Annotated in this window: 16 protein-coding genes; 10 read left to right on the top strand and 6 right to left on the bottom strand. The window is 71.0% G+C overall.

Annotation, left to right across the window (positions count from 1 at the left end; genetic code table 11):
- Positions 1–111: 111 nt before the first annotated feature.
- Positions 112–1,476, bottom strand: a complete 1,365-nt coding sequence (locus tag ACXN5W_RS24485; protein WP_473160712.1) for a CE1 family esterase — start codon at positions 1,474–1,476, stop codon at positions 112–114.
- Positions 1,477–2,476: 1,000 nt separating this feature from the next.
- On the opposite strand from ACXN5W_RS24485, the gene ACXN5W_RS24480 reads away from it, so the two are divergent.
- Positions 2,477–3,898 carry a vanadium-dependent haloperoxidase gene (locus ACXN5W_RS24480; RefSeq protein ID WP_473160711.1) on the top strand — a complete coding sequence of 474 codons (1,422 nt, stop codon included), beginning with the start codon at positions 2,477–2,479 and terminating at the stop codon, positions 3,896–3,898.
- Between the two features lie 126 nt (positions 3,899–4,024).
- Here ACXN5W_RS24480 and ACXN5W_RS24475 read toward each other — a convergent pair whose 3' ends face one another.
- On the bottom strand, positions 4,025–4,960 hold the full coding sequence (locus ACXN5W_RS24475) for a helix-turn-helix transcriptional regulator (RefSeq protein ID WP_473160710.1): 936 nt from the start codon (positions 4,958–4,960) through the stop codon (positions 4,025–4,027).
- Between the two features lie 788 nt (positions 4,961–5,748).
- Between ACXN5W_RS24475 and ACXN5W_RS24470 the strand changes: the two genes are divergently transcribed.
- From ACXN5W_RS24470 to ACXN5W_RS24460, 3 genes are all read left to right on the top strand, one after another.
- Positions 5,749–6,462: a DUF4232 domain-containing protein gene (locus ACXN5W_RS24470; protein ID WP_473160709.1), complete on the top strand. Its 714-nt coding sequence runs from the start codon at positions 5,749–5,751 to the stop codon at positions 6,460–6,462.
- A gap of 107 nt (positions 6,463–6,569) precedes the next feature.
- Positions 6,570–8,207, top strand: coding sequence for an FG-GAP-like repeat-containing protein (locus ACXN5W_RS24465; protein ID WP_473160708.1), 1,638 nt, complete (start codon positions 6,570–6,572; stop codon positions 8,205–8,207).
- 84 nt (positions 8,208–8,291) lie between these two features.
- Positions 8,292–9,665: an FG-GAP repeat domain-containing protein gene (locus ACXN5W_RS24460; protein WP_473160707.1), complete on the top strand. Its 1,374-nt coding sequence runs from the start codon at positions 8,292–8,294 to the stop codon at positions 9,663–9,665.
- A gap of 70 nt (positions 9,666–9,735) precedes the next feature.
- Here the strand turns inward: ACXN5W_RS24460 and ACXN5W_RS24455 are convergent, their stop codons facing one another.
- Both ACXN5W_RS24455 and ACXN5W_RS24450 read right to left on the bottom strand, forming a co-directional pair.
- The gene (locus ACXN5W_RS24455; RefSeq protein WP_473160706.1) at positions 9,736–10,998 is read right to left on the bottom strand and encodes a hypothetical protein; all 1,263 of its coding nucleotides are present in this window, start codon (positions 10,996–10,998) and stop codon (positions 9,736–9,738) included.
- Positions 10,999–11,166: 168 nt separating this feature from the next.
- Positions 11,167–11,886, bottom strand: coding sequence for a hypothetical protein (locus ACXN5W_RS24450; RefSeq protein WP_473160705.1), 720 nt, complete (start codon positions 11,884–11,886; stop codon positions 11,167–11,169).
- Positions 11,887–12,074: 188 nt separating this feature from the next.
- Between ACXN5W_RS24450 and ACXN5W_RS24445 the strand changes: the two genes are divergently transcribed.
- From ACXN5W_RS24445 to ACXN5W_RS24435, 3 genes are all read left to right on the top strand, one after another.
- Positions 12,075–12,890 (top strand): helix-turn-helix transcriptional regulator, encoded by an 816-nt coding sequence (locus ACXN5W_RS24445; RefSeq protein ID WP_473160704.1) that lies wholly within the window; start codon positions 12,075–12,077, stop codon positions 12,888–12,890.
- Positions 12,891–12,954: 64 nt separating this feature from the next.
- Positions 12,955–13,863: an SDR family NAD(P)-dependent oxidoreductase gene (locus ACXN5W_RS24440; RefSeq protein WP_473160703.1), complete on the top strand. Its 909-nt coding sequence runs from the start codon at positions 12,955–12,957 to the stop codon at positions 13,861–13,863.
- 56 nt (positions 13,864–13,919) lie between these two features.
- Complete coding sequence (locus tag ACXN5W_RS24435) at positions 13,920–14,798, top strand: NADP-dependent oxidoreductase (RefSeq protein WP_473160702.1); 879 nt, start codon at positions 13,920–13,922, stop codon at positions 14,796–14,798.
- A 53-nt stretch (positions 14,799–14,851) separates the two neighbouring features.
- Here ACXN5W_RS24435 and ACXN5W_RS24430 read toward each other — a convergent pair whose 3' ends face one another.
- Positions 14,852–15,139 carry a DUF1905 domain-containing protein gene (locus ACXN5W_RS24430; protein WP_473160701.1) on the bottom strand — a complete coding sequence of 96 codons (288 nt, stop codon included), beginning with the start codon at positions 15,137–15,139 and terminating at the stop codon, positions 14,852–14,854.
- A 224-nt stretch (positions 15,140–15,363) separates the two neighbouring features.
- On the opposite strand from ACXN5W_RS24430, the gene ACXN5W_RS24425 reads away from it, so the two are divergent.
- Positions 15,364–16,284, top strand: coding sequence for an MOSC domain-containing protein (locus ACXN5W_RS24425; RefSeq protein ID WP_473160700.1), 921 nt, complete (start codon positions 15,364–15,366; stop codon positions 16,282–16,284).
- Between the two features lie 151 nt (positions 16,285–16,435).
- Here ACXN5W_RS24425 and ACXN5W_RS24420 read toward each other — a convergent pair whose 3' ends face one another.
- Positions 16,436–17,323, bottom strand: coding sequence for a phosphotransferase (locus ACXN5W_RS24420; RefSeq protein WP_473160699.1), 888 nt, complete (start codon positions 17,321–17,323; stop codon positions 16,436–16,438).
- A gap of 420 nt (positions 17,324–17,743) precedes the next feature.
- Between ACXN5W_RS24420 and ACXN5W_RS24415 the strand changes: the two genes are divergently transcribed.
- Both ACXN5W_RS24415 and ACXN5W_RS24410 read left to right on the top strand, forming a co-directional pair.
- Positions 17,744–18,241 carry a helix-turn-helix domain-containing protein gene (locus ACXN5W_RS24415; protein ID WP_473160698.1) on the top strand — a complete coding sequence of 166 codons (498 nt, stop codon included), beginning with the start codon at positions 17,744–17,746 and terminating at the stop codon, positions 18,239–18,241.
- On the top strand, positions 18,234–18,602 hold the full coding sequence (locus tag ACXN5W_RS24410) for a DUF4180 domain-containing protein (protein WP_473160697.1): 369 nt from the start codon (positions 18,234–18,236) through the stop codon (positions 18,600–18,602). The genes ACXN5W_RS24415 and ACXN5W_RS24410 overlap by 8 nt, the downstream gene beginning before the upstream one ends.
- Positions 18,603–18,611: the final 9 nt, after the last annotated feature.

Raw genomic sequence — 18,611 nt, 5'->3', positions numbered from 1 at the left:
GGTTGTTTGGAATGGGGGGGGGGATGTGTCCCCCCCCACCCACCCCCCCAACACCACCGTGGGGCTCCCCCCCCGTCCCCCCCCCCCCCCCGGTCCGTGGGGGTGGATCGGTCAGGCGATGGTGCAGGCCGCGCCGTTCAGGGTGAACCCGGCCGGCTTGGCGGTGTTGCCGGTGTGGTTGGCCTGGAAGCCGATGCTCACGGACGCTCCGGCGGCGATGGTGCCGTTGTAGGAGACGTTGCGGGCGGTCACCTGTCCGGAACTGGGGGAATACGTGGCGTTCCAGCCCGACGTGATGCTCTGGCCGCCCGGCAGGGTGAAGACCAGGGACCAGCCGTTGAGCGCCGAGCCGCTGGTGTTGGTGACGGTGATGTCCTCGGTCAGGCCGGTGTTCCAGGCGTTGACGTTGGCGCTGACCCGGCAGGCGTCGTCACCCGGCGGCGGGGTGGTCGGCGGAGCGGTCGTCGGGGGTGCCGTGGTGGGCGGAGCGGTGGTGGGCGGAGCGGTGGTCGGCGGGGCCGTGGTCGGCGGGGCGGTCGTCGGCGGCGTGCTGCTGCCGAACTGCGTCAGGAAGTTCCAGACGACGCCCGAGGTCCAGGTCTGCCAGCCGTCACAGGTACACCCGTCCCGCGGGCCCGGGTCGTGGCCCGCTCCGTCGAAGGCGGCCCACACCACCGGGTACCCGGCCCGACAGCCGGAGTAGGCGGTGACGATGTGCGTGAGGCTGCCCTGCGCGGGCTCCGGCGGGTTCTGCGGGGTGCAGCCGTTGTTCCGGACGAAGGTGTCCCGCAGCCCTCGGCCGAGCGAGATGTTCAGGACGTTGTCCCGGATACCGTGCAGCCCGATGTACGCCACCGGCTGGGTGCCGGGGCTGCATCCGCTGAGGTTCGCCCCGGAGTAGACCGCCACCGCCCGGAAGACGGTCGGTCGGGCGCAGGCGAGGGCGTACGACATGGCGCCGCCGTAGCTGAAGCCCGAGGAGAAGATCTGACTGGTCTCGACGCACAGGCCGGCTTCGAGCTGCCGGAGCATGTCGTCGACGAACGTCAGGTCCCGACCGCCGCTGTTGGCCCAGCCGTTGCCGATGCCCTGCGGCGCCACGAAGATCGTGCCGTTGCCCGCGTTGTCGGCCAGTCGCCGCAGTCCGTAGTAGGACCAGTTGTAGCCGTCGGTTCCACCCGAGTCGACATCGTTGGCGGTGCCGCCGTTCCAGTGGAATCCGAAGACCAACCGGTACGGGTGGTTGTTGTCGTAGTTGGCCGGCACCCGCAGGATGTAGCTGCGATTCGTACCGCCGCTGGTGATCGTGTGTGAGCCGCTGGCCAGCGTCGGCGCCTTGCCGCATCCGGCGGTGGCCGCCGCGGCGGCCGGCGCCGTCCCACCCAGGCCACCGCCCAGTGTGGTGGCGACCGCGGCCACGGTGAGCAGCACCGCGGCCGCGATGGGCCCGAGGGCGGATCTGTAACGTCTTGGCATCAAGCACTTCCTTCTGCCGCTTCGAATACCGGGGGCGAATTTCTGAATTCCTGGACGCGGACCCGCCGACTCCCCCGGACGGCGCGGGTACGCCCGGGGGGTCAGGTGGGGGTCACGGCGGTGGATGGCAGCCGCTCAGTGGCTCAGTGGCTCGGGGCGCCCGGCCGTTTACCGGCGAGGTGTTCGCCGCGACTCCCGTACCGATTCGGATCGCCGACCGGGGCCGGTGACCGCGCACCGGCGGGCGTCGGCGACCGTGGGTTCCGACGGGGCTGCCCATAGTTGCCCGTCGGCCGGCGGTTGCGAACGTTCTCACCGGGCGCGGACCCGGCGGAATCCCCTGGTGCTGCCCTCATTCCCGCACCCGACAAGTTACCGTGTGAGCGCTAACATAGCAAGACGCTGATGTACTGACCGACCGTGCACCGACGCCGGCCACCGCGCCGAGACATGGACGGCCCCCACGCCGAGGCACCGGACGGCTGCCGCGCCGACCCACCGGAGGGCCGGCGGCAGTCGTGGTCCGCGGGTTGACCGCCGCCGAGCGGCGATTGCTCCGGACCGCCGCTTGACCGAGGCTCCGCACGCAGCGCGGTTGCCGATGATCCGGAGGCCAACCCTCGGCCGAGGCTCCGCACGCACCCGCGGGTCACGTCGTAACGGCTGGAAGTTGCAGATCACGAGATCGGTTGCGGCGCGGAGCCAAAAAGCCAACTCCCGACAGTAATCGCGTTTTCTCGCGTTTTTCCTTGACGCTCGAAAAGATCCGCGGCAACTATGGATGAGCCCCTCACTGAGCCGTCCATCAGGTTGAACCGGGAGTGGGAAACCCACTCCCGGCCGATCCACAGTGGACGCCTCTGCCCGTCGGGGCCGGAATGATCCGCGGCGGGGAGTACATCGACCGGGCATGGCCGGGAGCGGCAGAAACGGCGGCAGAAACGGCGGGACAACGGTCGGGAATGCCACCGGAAACCGGAAACAATCACGGGGAGAAGAAGTGGATCCGATCCTGTACTGGAACGACGTCGCCCTTGAGGCGGACCGCACCACGCACACCACGGGCGACCAGCGGGAGGCCGGCGCGCAGGGACCGGCGGGCGCGTCCCGAGCCCTGGCCATCGTTCACCTGGCGATGCACGACGCCTATTTCGGCATCGTCGGCGGCTACACCCCGTACCTGGGTGACCGGCTCCCGGCGGCCCCGGCGGACGCCGATCCGGCGCTGGCGATCGCGGCCGCCGCCAGGTCGACGCTCAGCGCCCTCTACCCGGCGCAGAAGCCGTTCTTCGAGGCCCGGCACCTGGCGGCCGGCCTGGTCGCCGGGAAGAACGACGCGGTGAGCCACGCCTTCGGGCAGCGGGTCGCGGCCGAGTTGCTGGCGCTGCGCCGCACCGACCCACCACTCGGTGACGACGGATACGCCCCGTCGGTCGCACCGCAGCACCACCGCCCGGACCCGGACAACCCCAACCAGGGCTTCTACGCGCCGTTCTACGGCACACGGTCACGTTGCTTCGCGGTCACCACCCGGCACCACCTGGACGAGCCGCCGCGACCGGGCGACCGGGCGTACCGGCGGGCGCTCCGGCAGGTCCGGGCCAAGGGCATCGCGCCGAACCTGACCGGAACGCTGCCGGACAACGCCATCCGCCGGACGCCGACGGAGACCGGAATCGGCCTGTTCTGGGCGTACGACGGGGCGAAGGGTCTCGGCACGCCGCCGCGACTGTTCAACCAGATCATCCGCCGGGTGGTAGCGGCCCAGGGCAACGGCGTGGCCCGGAACGCCCGCCTGTTCGCCCTGGTGAACGCGGCCATGGCGGACGCCGGGATCCTCTGCTGGGCCGACAAGTACACCTTCGATCTGTGGCGTCCGGTGGCTGGGATCCGGGAGCACGACACCTCGCTGGGGCCGGCCGGTGAGCCGGGCGAAACCCTGGACCCGGGCACCGACATCGGTTGGCTGCCGTTGGGGGCGCCGAGCACCAACAGCGTCGGCCAGAAGAACAAGACCCCGAACTTCCCGTCGTACCCGTCCGGGCACGCCACCTTCGGGGCGGCGGCGTTCCAGACCGTGCGGCGCTTCTACGGCCGGGACGAACTGGGCCCCGACGATCTGGCCGACGGGCTGAGTTTCGGCTCGGAGGAGTTGAACGGGGTCAGCGTCGACAACGCCGGTACGGTCCGGCCCCGGCTGGTACGGCGGTTCCCCGACGGGTTGTGGCAGATGATCGACGAGATCGGCCGCAGCCGGGTCTTCCTGGGCGTTCACTGGTCGTTCGACGCGTTCGCGACCGACGACAACGACCGGATCGATCTGACCCAGAACATCGGCGGGGTCCGGCTCGGTCTGGACGTCGCCAACGACATCGCCGAGCACGGCCTCGACGCCGGTTCGGCGGCGGACCCGGCGAGCTGACCCTGCGGACGGGCCGCGGCTGACCGGAGGCCACGGCCAGGGCGGTCGCGAGCAGGCCAACGCGGAGCAGGAGGCCGGGCCACCCCCGGAAGGTTCCCGGGTGGCGGCCCGGCCACGGCCGTCTGTTCACTGCGCGGTACCGCGCAACCAACCGCGTTCGGTGGCCCGGACCCCGGCCTGGAACCGGCTCCGCGCGTTCAACCGGTCCATCAGGGCGGCCATCATCCGCCGCACGGTGGTCAGCGACACCCCGAGCTTGCGGGATGCGGACTCGTCGGTGTGGCCGGCCGCCAGGAGTTCGAGCAGCTCCCGCTGGCCCGGGCTGAGACCGGTGTCGGCGGGAACCATCGCCTGTCCGATCGGGGTGGCGGTGCACCAGACCTGCTCGAAGAGCGCGCAGACGGCCGCGACGATCCCTGGACTGCTGATCGCCAACGCTCCCTTGTGGCTCTCCTCGGGGTCCAGTGGCAGCAGCGCGGTGCGTCGGTCGAACACGACCATCATCATCGGCACCGACGGCGCGGTACGCGCCTGACCGCCCAGCCCGGTCAGCCACTGGGCGTACTCCAGCATCAGCGGATGGTTGCGGAAGCTGTCCTGGTAGACACAGCGGATCGCCACCCCACGGGCCAGCAGGTCGCCGTTGAGCCCCCGACTGGCCGCCTTGGCGTCGGAGGTCTGCGCGGTGTTCGGGTTGAAGGACAGGCACTCGACGGTCGCCGCGGCGGCCAACTCGGCCAGCCGGTCACGGACGGCGTCGATCCCTTCGAGCCGGACGAGGAGATCGCGGTCGTGCGATGCCTCGTGCTCGGCGACAATCGCCGCAACCACCGCGCGGGCGCTCTCGATCTGCTCGCGCCGGGCCTGCATCTCGGCCTCGGCCTGGGCGACCAGCATCGCCAGGCCGACGGCCGGGCTCACCGGCCGCAGCTGATCGTCCTGGCCGGAGGTACGTAGCAACCGCCGCTCGGCGAGTTCGTCCAGGGCCGCCCGGACCTTCATCTCCGGCACCCCGAGGTTCGCGCTGATCTCGGCGACGCCCCACTCGCGATGATCCAGCATCGATCTGTACACGGCATCGGCTACGGCCGTAATGCCCAACGACTCCAGCACCCCGTTGACCCCCGTTCGAGATCCCGGCCCATTGTCTTCCGCCGGGCGACGCACCGGCAACCCCATCGGTCACCGCCAAAGCCGCTGACGCTGGGAACAACCTTCCAGGCAGCTTGCTCCCACCTCCGGACTCGTGACTTCCGGCGCCCGACCTGAGAACGTCATTTCAGCAGGGAAATGCTCCTCCCGAACGAGGGGGAGCGGAATTGTTCCGCAAGAAAGACACGGGGGTGTCTCACCATGTGCAAATCGATGCTGCCTGCCCGCGCATCCGAAGTGGCGGGTTTCTGTTTCTGCTGGGAACTGCTGGTCCAACTGGGAGGTGCCGAATGGGGCTGACGAGCGTTTCGACAATATGGCCTTCCGACTGACGACCCGCACGGTGTACATGAGCTCGGTGACCCTCGTAGCGGATGAGGGCTCACCGGAACCGCCGCCGTCCACGCCGTTGACGACGACACTCCGCTCACTGGTGTTCGAACACGCACTCCCGGGAGAAGGCGTACAGCACGTCCATATTTTGACCGACTCCGGGAGCAGCACTTTCACCGCCACCATCTTCGTCCAGTCCACCAGCCAGTCCGAGGCGGACACCGTGGCATGGCGGGTCGCAAGCCGGATCTGCTCCAGATTTTCAAGCTGGCGGATCGGTTCCTGAATCGTTCCGCGCAATCTTGACCGCACCGCTCCGACAGATCCCCGGCACCTCCGTCGGGCATTTTCCAAGGGGGAGAATCATGCGACTGAAGCGTCGAACGCTTGTCACCGCCGGATCGGCCGTTCTCGTCGGGGCGGTGGCCGTCGTCCTGATGGTCGGGACGTCACAGGCGGCACGCCAGCCAACCACCCCACCACTCACCGTCGGCCGGACCGGTCCGACGATGGTCGATCCGGTCCGACCGGCGTCCGCCGACGGGGTGCCGGTCAGCACCAGCCCAGCGGGGTCGACCAGTTCGGCGCCGTCCGGGTCCCGGGTCGTCGACTCCGGGTCGGACCGGCACGGCGCGACGACGGGCACTCCACCCGCATCCGGAACCCCGCGCCCCTGCCCGGGTACGGCGCTGACCGCCGAACTTGAGGTGAGCACCGACGCCGACCACCAACGGACGGGCCGGATCGGCTTACGGAATCAGTCCCGGACCGCCTGCTCGGTCAAGGGGTTCCCCGAGTTCCAGCTCCTGGGTCGGGGCGACGACCCGATCTCGACGTACAGCGTGCCCGACGGCGTCCCCCGGCTCGTCCGACTTGAGCCCGGGAGCACCGCTTGGTCGACGCTGCGCTGGAGCACCCGGGCCGCGACCGACGAGCCGGCCGCCGGACCGTGCCAGCCATCGGCCGTGCAGCTCGCCGTCTTCGCGCCCGGCCAGCACACCCAGCTGAATGTCCCATTCGCCGCCGGACCGGTCTGCGCCCACGGCCAGCTCACGGTCGGCCCGCTCACCGCGCCCTGACGGCGGCCGGTACGACCCAGGCCCGCCGGCCCCGACCGGCCGGCGCGACCCCCTGACGGCGGTCGTCCACCAACAGCTTCTACCGCACCCACGATGGAAGGAAAGTCATGCGAAGGTACCTGTCCCGAGTGCTGCTGGCCGCGGTCGCGGCACTCGCGCTCGCCCCCGCGACCGCCGCGTTCGCGGCCACCGAACCAGCTCCGGGGGACGACGGCGGCTATGCCGGGGTCAGTCATCCCAACGATCCCGGCTCCCCGTCGAACTACGGAAAGACGCAGCCGGCCAACTACCCGATCAACGGCATCGACGTGTCCAGCCACGACCACTCGGGTGGCAGGACGCTCAACTGGCCGTCCCTGTCCGGCAGCATGGAGTTCGCGTACGTCAAGGCCACCGAGGGCGTCTCGTACACCAATCCCTACTTCGCCGCCGACAACCGGGACGCCAAGGCGGCCGGCCTGTACGTCGGGGCGTACGCCTTCGGACGGCCCGACCTGGGCAACCCGGTCGGCCAGGCTGACCACTTCGTGGACGGCATGGCCTTCGCCCGGGACGGGCAGACGCTGCCGCCCTTCCTCGACATGGAGTGGCCCTACTCCAGCCTCGGCCTACCGGCCTGCTACGGCCTGTCGACCACCGCGATGAACAGCTGGATGCAGTCGTTCCTGAGCAGGGTCGAGAGCCGGACCGGCGTCGTTCCGATGATCTACACCAACGTCAACTGGTGGAACCCCTGCACCGGTGGCAGCTCGGCGTTCAGTCACTACCTGCTGGACATCGCGAGCTGCAACAGCTCGGCACCTTCGGTACCGGGCTGGGGCACCAACTGGACGTTCTGGCAGTACAACATCCCGGACTGCGACTCCACGCTGGTACACGATTCCGATGTCTTCCGCGGCACCCGCGCGCAGCTCGCGGCGCTGGCCGGGGGCAACACGGCCGCGACGTTGACGGGGACGTTGGTGGACCTGAACGGTGACGGCCGCACCGACGTGGTCAGCCGCGACACCAGCGGCAACCTCTGGCTGTATCCCAACACCGGCGCGACCGGCGCCTACACCTTCGGCACCCGCGTCCAGGTCGGCACCGGTTGGAACGGCATGACCGCGATCAACCTCGCCGACATCAACGGCGACGGTCGACCCGACATCATCGGCCGAGACGCGGCCGGAAGCCTCTGGCTCTACCTCCACACGGGCGGCACCGGCACGGCCACCTTCGGCACCCCCACCAAGGTCGGCCAGGGCTGGAACGTCATGTCCACCATCAACTTCGCCGACATCAACACCGACGGCAAAACCGACATCATCGGCCGCAACAGCGCCGGCGACCTCATGCTCTACCCCAACACCGGCGCAACCGGCGACTACACCTTCGGCACCGCCAGCAAAATCGGCACCGGCTGGAACGGCATGACCGCCATCAACCTCGCCGACATCAACGGCGACAACCGACCCGACATCATCAGCCGCGACACCACCGGCGACCACTGGCTCTACCCCAACACCGGCGCCACCGGCACCTCCACCTTCGGCACCCGAACCCAGATCGGCGAAGGCTGGAGCGGCATGACCGCCATCACCTTCGGCGACCTCAACGGCGACAACCGAACCGACATCATCAGCCGCGACACCACCGGCGACCTCTGGCTCTACCCCCACACCGGCGGCACCGGAATGAACACCTACAACACCGCCCGCAGCCAGGTCGGCGAAGGCTGGAACACCATGACCGACATCGACTGACCGCCCCCACCGGCACAGACACGCACCGGGCCGGCGGCAACCTCCGCCGGACCGCCCCACCACAGCAGGCAGAAAGGCAGCATCATGCAGAACTTCCGTCGTACCGGCCGGTTGGCGCTCGGTCTGGGACTCGCCCTCGCGATTGGCGGCGGCGCCGCGGTGACCACCCTGGTCACGCCCGCGGAGGCGGCGTCCACCGTGGGTGGATCGATCATCCGGCAGGAAACGATCGACCGCTCGGTCTACTGGCTCAACCGAGGCGACACCTGGTACAGCCAGAGTCAGAGCGACGCCATCTCGGACGGCGACGGCCACAGCTACCGTCCGGACTGTTCCGGCTTTGTGGCCATGGCCTGGCACCTGCCCAAGAAGTCGGACGGCTGGGACTTCAACACGGGTGACTTCGCCGCCTACTCGGGGAAGAGCAATGTCAGCCTCAACTCCCTCAAGGCCGGCGACGCCGTGCTCACCGACGGTCACATCGAACTGTTCGAGAAGTACGTGAGCGACGCCGACCACAGCCAGGGCATCTGGACATACGGCGAACACGATTACGGCCGCAAGACCGAACACAGCCGGATGTCCTGGTCGTACCTGACCGCGAACTTCAGCGGCATCCACTACAACAAGATCGTCGACAGCACGGTGCCACCGTCGACGTTGACCGGGACGTTGGTGGACCTGAACGGTGACGGCCGCACCGACGTGGTCAGCCGGGACACCAGCGGCAACCTCTGGCTGTATCCCAACACCGGCGCGACCGGCGCCTACACCTTCGGCACCCGCGTCCAGGTCGGCACCGGTTGGAACACCATGACCGCGATCAACCTCGCCGACATCAACAGCGACGGCAAACCCGACATCATCGGCCGCAACACCAACGGCGATCTCATGTTCTATCCCAATACCGGCGGCACCGGCACGACCACCTTCGGCACCCCCACCAAGGTCGGCCAGGGCTGGAACGTCATGTCCACCATCAACTTCGCCGACATCAACACCGACGGCAAAACCGACATCATCGGCCGCAACACCAACGGCGACCTCATGCTCTACCCCAACACCGGCGCAACCGGCGACTACACCTTCGGCACCGCCAGCAAAATCGGCACCGGCTGGAACGGCATGACCGCCATCAACCTCGCCGACATCAACGGCGACGGCAAACCCGACATCATCAGCCGCGACACCACCGGCGACCAGTGGCTCTACCCCAACACCGGCGCCACCGGCACCTCCACCTTCGGCACCCGCAGCCAAATCGGCGAAGGCTGGAACACCATGACCGCCATCACCTTCGGCGACCTCAACGGCGACAACCGAACCGACATCATCAGCCGCGACACCACCGGCGACCTCTGGCTCTACCCCCACACCGGCGGCACCGGAATGAACACCTACAACACCGCCCGCAGCCAGATCGGCGAAGGCTGGAACACCATGACCGACATCGACTGACCACCACGATCACGGATGGGCCGCCACCTGGGGAACTCCCGGGTGGCGGCCCGATCGTCGTCGGGGGTTCTCACACGTACACGGCTCGGCGGACGCCACCGTGCGTCGCGCAGGCGAGGATCAGGCCGCCCTCCCGGCTGATCATGTCGTCGACGCACTGGACCAGATAGCCGGTCCCGGGCCAGAAGTCCTCGACGCAGACGAAGTAGTCACACACCCCCGGCACCGGCGCGGTCACGTACGCGCCCCCGCAGAAGGTGTAGCCGTAAGGATTGGCCGGCGCCCCGCACAACGGCACCGGGGCGGGGGGCGGCGAGACCGGCTGGTCGTCGTCCGGGGTGGCCGGGGTCGACGGGCCGGCCGTCGACCGGCGGCGGGCCGGCGGCGGGTCGACGGGACAGGGGTGGGTCGCCCGCGTCGCCCGGGCCGCCGCCGGCCGCGCCGATCCCGTCGGGCCCGGTGGGTGGGCCGGCCCGGACGAACGCGACGCCACCGGATCGTCCAACACCACCGGCCCGGGTGGCACCGCGCGTTCGGGGGCCGCCACCGGTCGCCGGCTCGCCCCGTCGATCCACAGCAGCGTGCCGGCCGCCGCCAGCATCGCCACGGCGAGGGCGCCGGTGACGGCCAGCGCCCCCTCCGGCAGCAGCGCCTGGCGGGGCGCCGCGGAGGCCGCCGCGATGGCCGGCCGGGCGGGCCGGGCCGCCCGGTGCGCGTCGATCAGTTCGTCCAGCCGGGCCAACACCGCGGCCCGGCGCCCGTTCTCGGTCGCGTAGGCCATGGTCAGCGCGAACCGGAACCAGGCGGAGCCGGTCGACCCGAGCTGGAGTCCGGTCAGGCTGCGCCGGCCGCGCCGGTAGAGCAGGGTCAGCGGCGCCGTCGGGTGGTGCCCGAGCCCGACCAGGTCCCGGTACGACCATTCCCGCTCGGCTGAGCGGCCGGACAGGACGAGCCGCCGGTTCGTCACCACGGCCAGTCCACCGTCCACGGTCCGCAGCCCGTACGGCGGCCGACCGTTGAGCGGGCCCGCCGCGACCGGTGCCGGTACCGGCTCCGCACCGGGCGTGCCGGCTGCGTGCCGGGCCCGTACCGCCACCAACCGGGCGGCCGGGGCCACGGCGAGGACCAGCTCGTCCGGATCGAGGGCGATGGCCAACCCGGCCCGGTCGGCTGTCTCCCGGAGGTCGTCGGCGGCCGTTCGGAACCCGCGCAGCTCCTCGTCCCGGCGGCGCCAGGCCGCCACCGTCTCGTGGTAGTCCCGCAGCCGACGCCGGTTCTCCTGCCGGGCCCACCGGACCCGCCAGCCCGGCCCCGGCAGTTCCGCGCGGCTCATCGCGGCAGTCCCGGAAGGTGGCGTTCGTTCGGCTTCACGTCCGGTACAACCCGACCGGCGCCACCGAGGAAACGGCGCATCTTCCATCGGTACGCCCGGACGGCGCGCACGGCCGTACCCCCGGCTCCGACGAATCGCCGGGGCCGGGGGTACGGGTTGAACCAGCGGTCAGACGGTGACCGGCGCCTTTCCCTGGTCGTTGGCCGGACCCTTGCCGCTGGCCGGCTCGGGCCGCCTGCCGGCGGTCGGCTCGGTCTCCGGGCGGCCGGCGGTGGGCTCCGGCGCGGCGAAGGTGGCGCTCGCCGGGGTGCGCAGCCCGTGCGCCAGGCCGGCGATCGACAGCAGCAGCATCAGCGCGGCACCCAGATACATGGCCAGCGCGCCCTGCCGGGCCTTCACCCCGAACTCGCTGAAACCGTACGAGGTGAGCAGCAGCCCGCGCAGCGTCTCGCCCTTGAAGACGGTCTCCCGCTGAGCGGTCACGTCGGCGAGTTGCTTCTGCAGGTCGGGCAGGTTCGGGGCCTTGGCCTGCTCGGCCTGCGCCACCTGGGCCTTGAGCTGGCTCTGCGGCTTGCCCAGGTCCGCGTACGTCTGACCACCGGCGATCGACTTGAGGTGCAGCCCGATGTACTCGTTGGCGTAGCACTCGGCCTGCTTGCCGGTGGTCATCTTCTGGCCGGCGTACGTCACCAGGCAGGCGGACTGCTTCTCCTCGTCGCTGAGCTGGGCCGCGGGGGTGAAGGTGATGTTCTGCTGACCGAGCTGGTCGTGTACGTAGTTGTTCGCGAAGTTGGCGTTCGTGGTCAGGACGATCCCGACGACCAGCAGGAGGACGGCGATCCCGAGGCCGCCGATGCTGAACAGGATGTCGAGGGTGCGGCGCTTCATGGGGTGCTCCTTGGCGGGGGTGTGCGGCGCGGATGTGAACCTTTGAGCTGCGTACAGCGTCCGCGATCGGTGGTGCCCCGGTTAGGGCACAAACCCCCGACCTGCCCGGGACCTTCGGCCCGGTCGTCCCGGGACTTCGCCCGCCGTCGTGGGCAACGCGACCTCCCGCTTTCGGTAGCTTGGAGCGCGTGCCACAGCCGACGCCCCTGGGCGAGTTCCTTCGCGCACGACGTGCCGTCGTGCGCCCGGTCGAACGTGACGGCAAGCTGCGGCGGGTCCGCGGGCTGCGCCGCGAAGAGGTGGCCAAGCTGGCCGCGATCAGTCCCGACTATTACGTACGCCTCGAGCAGGGCCGCAACGACAGCCCTTCGCCGCAGGTCGTGGACGCCCTGGCCCGGGCCCTGCAACTGGACGAGGACGGCGCCCGCTACCTCCGCAAACTCGCCGGCCGTGCGCGGAGCGCCGTCCTCGACGCCGACCCGCAGCAGGTGCCCAACGGCATCGGTCTGCTGGTGCAGGGGCTGCGCGAGGTACCCGCCTTCGTGCACGGCAAATACCTGGACGTCCTGGCCGCCAACCCGCTCGCCGAGGCCCTCTTTCCCAGTCAGCGCATCGGGGTGAACCTGCTGCGGGCCGCGTTCACCGACCCGGCCGTCCGCGCGATGTACCCCCAGTGGGACACCGTGGTCGCCGAGGTCGTCGCCAACGCCCGCCTGGTAGTGGGCGCCGACGGCGGATCCGAGCGCCTCCAGGCGCTGGTCGGTGAGCTCCGCGCCACCAACGACGACTTCCGGGCCGTCTGGGACCGCCAGGACGTCAAGGAGACCACCGGCGGTGCCCGGACGCTGCGTCACCCGACCCTGGGCGAACTCGAACTGATGTACGAGAAGCTGTACGTCACCGGCACCGACGCCCAGTTCCTCGTCATCCACCACGCCGTGCCCGGCAGCGAGTCGGAGGCGAAGCTGGCCACGTTGCGCGATTCGGTCCGCTCAAGCCCCTGAGAGGGTGGTCCCTATGAGTGACAACCCCAGGCACGTCACTCCGGGTCGCCGTACCGTCGTTGACATGGCAGATCTGATCACCACGCCCTTCGGGTTCACCAGCACCGCCAGCGAGGTTCTGGCCGGTGTCGACCTCACCGACAGACGCGCCGTGGTGACCGGCGGCGCCACCGGCATCGGCCGGGAGACGACGCGCGCCCTGGCCGCGGCCGGCGCCGAGGTCACCATCGCGACCCGGGACGTGGCCGCGGCCCGCCGGCTGGCCGGCGAACTGCCCGGAAGCGTCCAGGCCGCCGCGCTCGACCTGGCCGACCTCGACTCGGTCGACACGTTCATCCGGGCCTGGTCGGGCCCGCTGCACATCCTGGTCAACAACGCCGGAATCATGGCCGTGCCGGACCGGCAGACCACCGCCCAGGGCCACGAACTTCAGTTCGGCACCAACTATCTCGGCCACTTCGCACTGACCCTGGGCCTGCACGACGCCCTGGCCGCGGCCGACGGTGCCCGGATTGTGGCGCTCTCGTCCAACGCCCACTTCATGTCCGACATCGCCTATGACGACATCGACTACACCCACCGTGAATACGACCGCTGGACCGCGTACGGCCAGTCGAAAACCGGCGACGTACTCCTCGCCGTCGAGGCCACGCGCCGGTGGAGCGCCGACGGCATCGTGGCCAACGCGCTGAACCCGGGCGCGATCGCCACCGGACTCCAGAAGCACACCGGCGGCCTGCGCACGCCGGACCACCTGCGCAAGACCCCGCCGCAGGGCGCGGCCACCTCGGTCCTGCTGGCCGCCTCTCCGCTGCTCGACGGCGTCGGCGGGCGCTACTTCGAGGACTGCAACGAGTCGCCCACCCTCACCGAGCCGCCGGAGATGTTCGGCAAGGGCGTCGCCGCCTGGGCCGTGGACGCCGACAATGCCGCCCACCTGTGGGACGTCGCCACCGGGCTGCTGAAGCGATGACGGTCGGTCTCATCGGTCCGAAGTCACCCGGGGGGAACCTGATGCAAGCAGCCGTGATGTCCGATTATGGCGATCCCGATGTTCTGCGGTTGTCCACGGTCGACGTGCCGGAGCCAGGCCCGGGGCAGATCCGGGTGGCCGTCCGGTTCGCCGGAGTCGGCCCAACCGATCTGGCGATCCGGGCAGGGCACCTGCAACACGTCTTCAAGCTGGCCGACCCGGCGATCCTCGGCTTCGAGGCCGCCGGTGTGGTCGACGCGGTCGGTGCCGACGTACCCGACGTCACGCCGGGTGACGAGGTCGCGGTGTCCCTGCCAGGTCTGGGTGGCTACGCCGGGTACGTGGTGGCGAGCTTCTGGGTACCTAAGCCCTCGCGTGTCAGCTGGGAGGACGCGGCTGCGATGCCCGCCTCGGGCGAGGCCGCGGTTCGGGTGCTACGCCTGCTGGGGGTCACCTCGGGCGAGCGGCTGCTGATCCTTGGTGGCGCCGGCGCGGTCGGCACCATCGCGACACAGCTGGCCGTGGCGGCGGGCGCCAACGTCTTCTCGGCCGTACGTCGAGCGGACTTCGCCGTGGCGGAGCAGCTGGGCGCCACGCCGATCGACTATGCCCGTCCGCTTGGCGAGAGCGTTACCGCTGTCGACGCTGTTCTCGATGCGTCGGGTCGTTCCGATCTCGAGGCCGCGGTTCATCTCGCCGGTGGCCCGGACCGGGTGATCACGTTGTCCGATCCGCGCGGCCCTCAGTTCGGGGTCGTGCTCTCCAGCGCGATTCCGCACGGCATCGCCTCGGCCCTGGCCGAGGCGATGACCGCACTGGACGAGGGACGGCTGACGCTGCGGCCGCAGGTCGTCCGGCCGCTGGCCGAGGTGGCCGCCGTGCACGCCGAACTGGGCGCCGGCACCCTTCGTAGCAAAGTCGTCCTGGCCGTGTGACTGCCGGTCGTCGGTCCCGGGCTGGTCGCCCAGCAGCTCGCGGCCGGCGCCACTCAGGCGTCGACGGTCAGCCGGATCCGTACGGTGTCCCCGACGTCGATCCCCTCGGCCTGACGTACCCGCGCCTTCAGCGGCACGATGTACCGGCCGTCCTTCGGCCACAGCGACGTCGTCCACTCGGTGTCACCGATCCGGACGGCGACCGGGATCATGCCCCAGCCGTAACTGACGATCGGAGCGGCCGCCTCCAGCGCGCGGCACTCGTCCGCCGGAACGGTGACGAAATGGTGCGGCGCCGGCCCGCGCCAGAACCAGACCTCACCACCGAACTCCAGCTCCATCGGCCGAGGATACGGTACTGCCACCCTCACCATCTGTCGCCGAGATCCGCTACGGCATCGCGCTGCTGCCGGAAGGTCAACGCCGGGAATCGCTGCGTTGCCACTCTCGCCGCCCGCAACACCAGGGACTTCACCGAGACAGGCGTCGAGGTCGTCGACCCCTGGCAGGAGACGACCGGCAGAGGGCACTGATTCCCGGCGCCGGGCGATGCGAAAATGTGCGGGTGGGAACCGTCGCACGAATACTGCGTTATCCGGTGAAGAGCGCCGGTGGCGAGGCCGTCGACGCGGTCCGGGTGCAGTCGGCCGGGCTCGCCGGTGACCGGGGCTGGGCGTGCCTCGACACCACGGACGGCACGGTGGGCAGCGCGAAGCACCCGGGCCGGTGGGCACGGCTGCTGGACGTACCGGCCCGGTTGGTGCCCGGATCCGGCCCGGCGGACGGCGCGGACCCGGACGGCGCGGACCACGCCGGCCCGGATCGGCCGGACGGCGCCGACCATGACCGGGACGACGCCGCGACGGTGACGGTCCGGGTCGCTGGCCGGGAACTGCTCGTCGGTTCGGGCCAGGCCGACGCGGCGCTGAGTGACCTGCTCGGCCGCCCGGTGCGGCTCACCCGCACCGTGCCGGCGGAGGCGCGGCTGCACCGGTTGCTGCCGGAGGAACCGGGCATGGTTCCGGAGTGGATGGCCGAACTGCGACCCGGGGCGGAGACCGTGACGGCGGTTTCCGGGGCGCGTCCCGGTGGCCGGTTTCACGACTTCGGCGCGGTGCATCTGGTGACGACCGGCGCGCTGGCCCGGCTCGCCGACCGGCTCGACCGGCCGGACGTACCGGTGGGCCGGTTCCGGCCCAACCTGGTGCTGGACACCGATCGGGAGCCCGAGCCGGGCCAGCGGATCCGGTTCGCCGAGGTGGAACTGCGGGTGCTGGTGCCCACACCCCGCTGCGTCGTGCCGGGGCTGGCCGGACCGGCCGAGCCGGTGGACCGGTCGCTGCTGGCCGAGCTGGCCCGGCGCTACCGGGTGCCGATCGCCGGGCTGGGCGCGGCGGCGTGCTTCGGGTGGTACGCCGAGGTGGTCCGGCCCGGCCGACTGAGCGTCGGTGAGCGGTTCGAGGCGTCCGCCGTCGACACGAACTGACCCCGGCGGCACCCGCAGCCGCCGGGCCTCGACCCGGCGGCACCCGCAGCCGCCGGGCCCCACCCCTGGCGGCACCCGCAGCGTCCCGGCGCCGACCCCGGCGGCACCCGCGGCCGCCCGGCGCCGACCCCGGCCCGACCGTGGCGCAGGGTCAGGGCATCTCCGCCGAGTCGGCGGCGAGTTCCAGCAGCCGATCGGTGTGGAAGGCGGCGATCGCCAGCATGAAGTCCCGGTCCGGGAAGTCGCCGTCCACGATCCGTAGCGGGCCCTCGACCAGCGACAGTGACTGCGCCAGGTCGTAGAACCGCAGCCGCGCCGGGTCCAGCCCCGGAACCCGGAGCGGCCCGTACGCGGCCCCGAACCGCAGCGCCAGGAAGACGTGTTCGGCCTCCACGTCGTGGTATCTCAGCCCCTCGATGTCGATCAGGACCGGCCGGCCGACGCCGTCCAGCAGCACGTGGTCCGGTCCCAGCTCGCCGTGGATCAGCGCGTACCCGTCCCGGGGTGGCACCGCGGCGGCGAGCGACCGGAGCCGCTCCTCGACCCGGTCCCGCGCCGCCCGCACCCGGGGGACGCGGGCCGCGACGGCGGCGAGATGCGCCAGCGCCAGATCCAACCCGGCCACGACCGCCGCCCGGCCCTCGTAGCGGCCCCCGGTCCCAGTCCCAGTCCCGGTCCCGGCCCGGCTCCCGGCGTCGGCCCTGGTCCCGGCGCCGGCCTCGATGTCGGTGCCGGCCTCGGTCCCGGCCCCGGTGCGGGTGAGCCGTCCCGGGTACCGGCCGCGCTGCGCGTGCATCCGGGTCAGCATCCCGGCCAGCTCGGCCAGCGTCGGCCCCGCATCGGCCGGGGACCGCTCGATCAGTTCCGCCAGGGTTCCGCCGGGCAGGTCCTCGACCAGGGCCAGGTCCGCCGGTTGGTGCCGGCGACCGGTATCCACGAGGTGGATCGCCGGGGTACGCACACCCAGCGCCGCCAGCCGCTCGGTGGCGGCCACGAACGCCCCCGCGCCGGCCGCGCCGGCCGACGGGTCGGCGGACACGGACGGACCGGCGGACACGGACGGTTCGGCGGGCACGGACGGACGGGCCGGCGGGCTGGCCGGTCGGGTCCGCTGCGGGCTCCGGCCAGTAGTTCTCGGCGTCGCTCCAGACGTAGAGGACCGCCCGGAACCCGTCATCGAGGGTGAGCCGGTACACACCCTTGCTGGTGCCGCCGGCCAGCCGGGTCAGCCCGGTGAGCCGCCGGGACGACCCGTACACCTCGCCGACCAGACCGGCGAGGTCCGTCGGTCGCACGAACCGCCGTTCCGGCACGCCCGCCTCCCCCGTGTCGAAGGCACCGAACGCTGTCACGGAAGGGCCGGCGGCACCACCGGTTTCCACCCGCCTGCCGCCATCGGGATGATGCCTTGGACGAAAACTTCCCTATCATTCCCTCAGAGCGCCTAGAGTAGGGATAAATGAGTAACGACATGTACTCGGTGGAGCAGGTGGCCAACCTGCTCGGTCTGCACGTACGCACCGTGCGTGGCTACATCCGGACCGGCCGGCTGCGGGCGGTCCGGATCGGCAAGCAGTACCGGATCGCCCGCGCCGACCTCGACGCGCTGACCCGGACCACGACACCCACCGCGCCCAGCCGTGGGCGGTCGGTCGGCGTGTCCAGCGTCGTACACGTCGATGATCTGGACCGAGCCGCGGCCGACCGGCTCGGCACGCTCGTCCTGGCCAGCGTCAACACCACCCCCGACCCCGCGCACCCGCTGCGGGTCCAGACCCTGTACGACGAGGAGCGACACCGGATGACCGTCATGATCCTGGGCGGCGCGACCGCCACCGCTGACCTGCTGCGGCTGCTCGATGCCGTGCTGGACGGCGACAGCGGCCTGTTCGACGGGGAGGATCGCCTGCTCAGCGACGACCCCGGCCGGCTCGCCGGGGAGGGCGGCCATGCCTGACGAGGTACGTGAGTTCGGCGGCGTACCGGTGCTGGTGTGCGACCCCGACGGACCGCGGATAGCGACCGAGGCGGACGCGCTGGACCTGATCGGCGCGGCCTTCCTCGGCGCCCAGGTGGTGGCGGTGCCCGCGGAACGACTCGACGAGCGGTTCTTCTCACTCGGGAGCCGGTTCGCCGGGGAGATCATGCAGAAGTTCGTCAACTACCGGCTGCGGTTGGTCGTCGTCGGCGACATCTCCCGGCACCTGGCGGCCAGCGCCGCCCTCCGGGCCCTCGTCCACGAGTCGAACCGGGGCGGCCAGGTGTGGTTCGTCCCCGACCTCGACGCGCTCGCCGGGAAACTGGGCGCCGCCTCCTGACCTCGGGCG

This window comes from Plantactinospora sp. A48 (assembly GCF_055793945.1).
The sequence above is the reverse complement of the archived record's forward strand: the minus strand, read 5'-3'. Positions and strand labels throughout refer to the sequence as shown.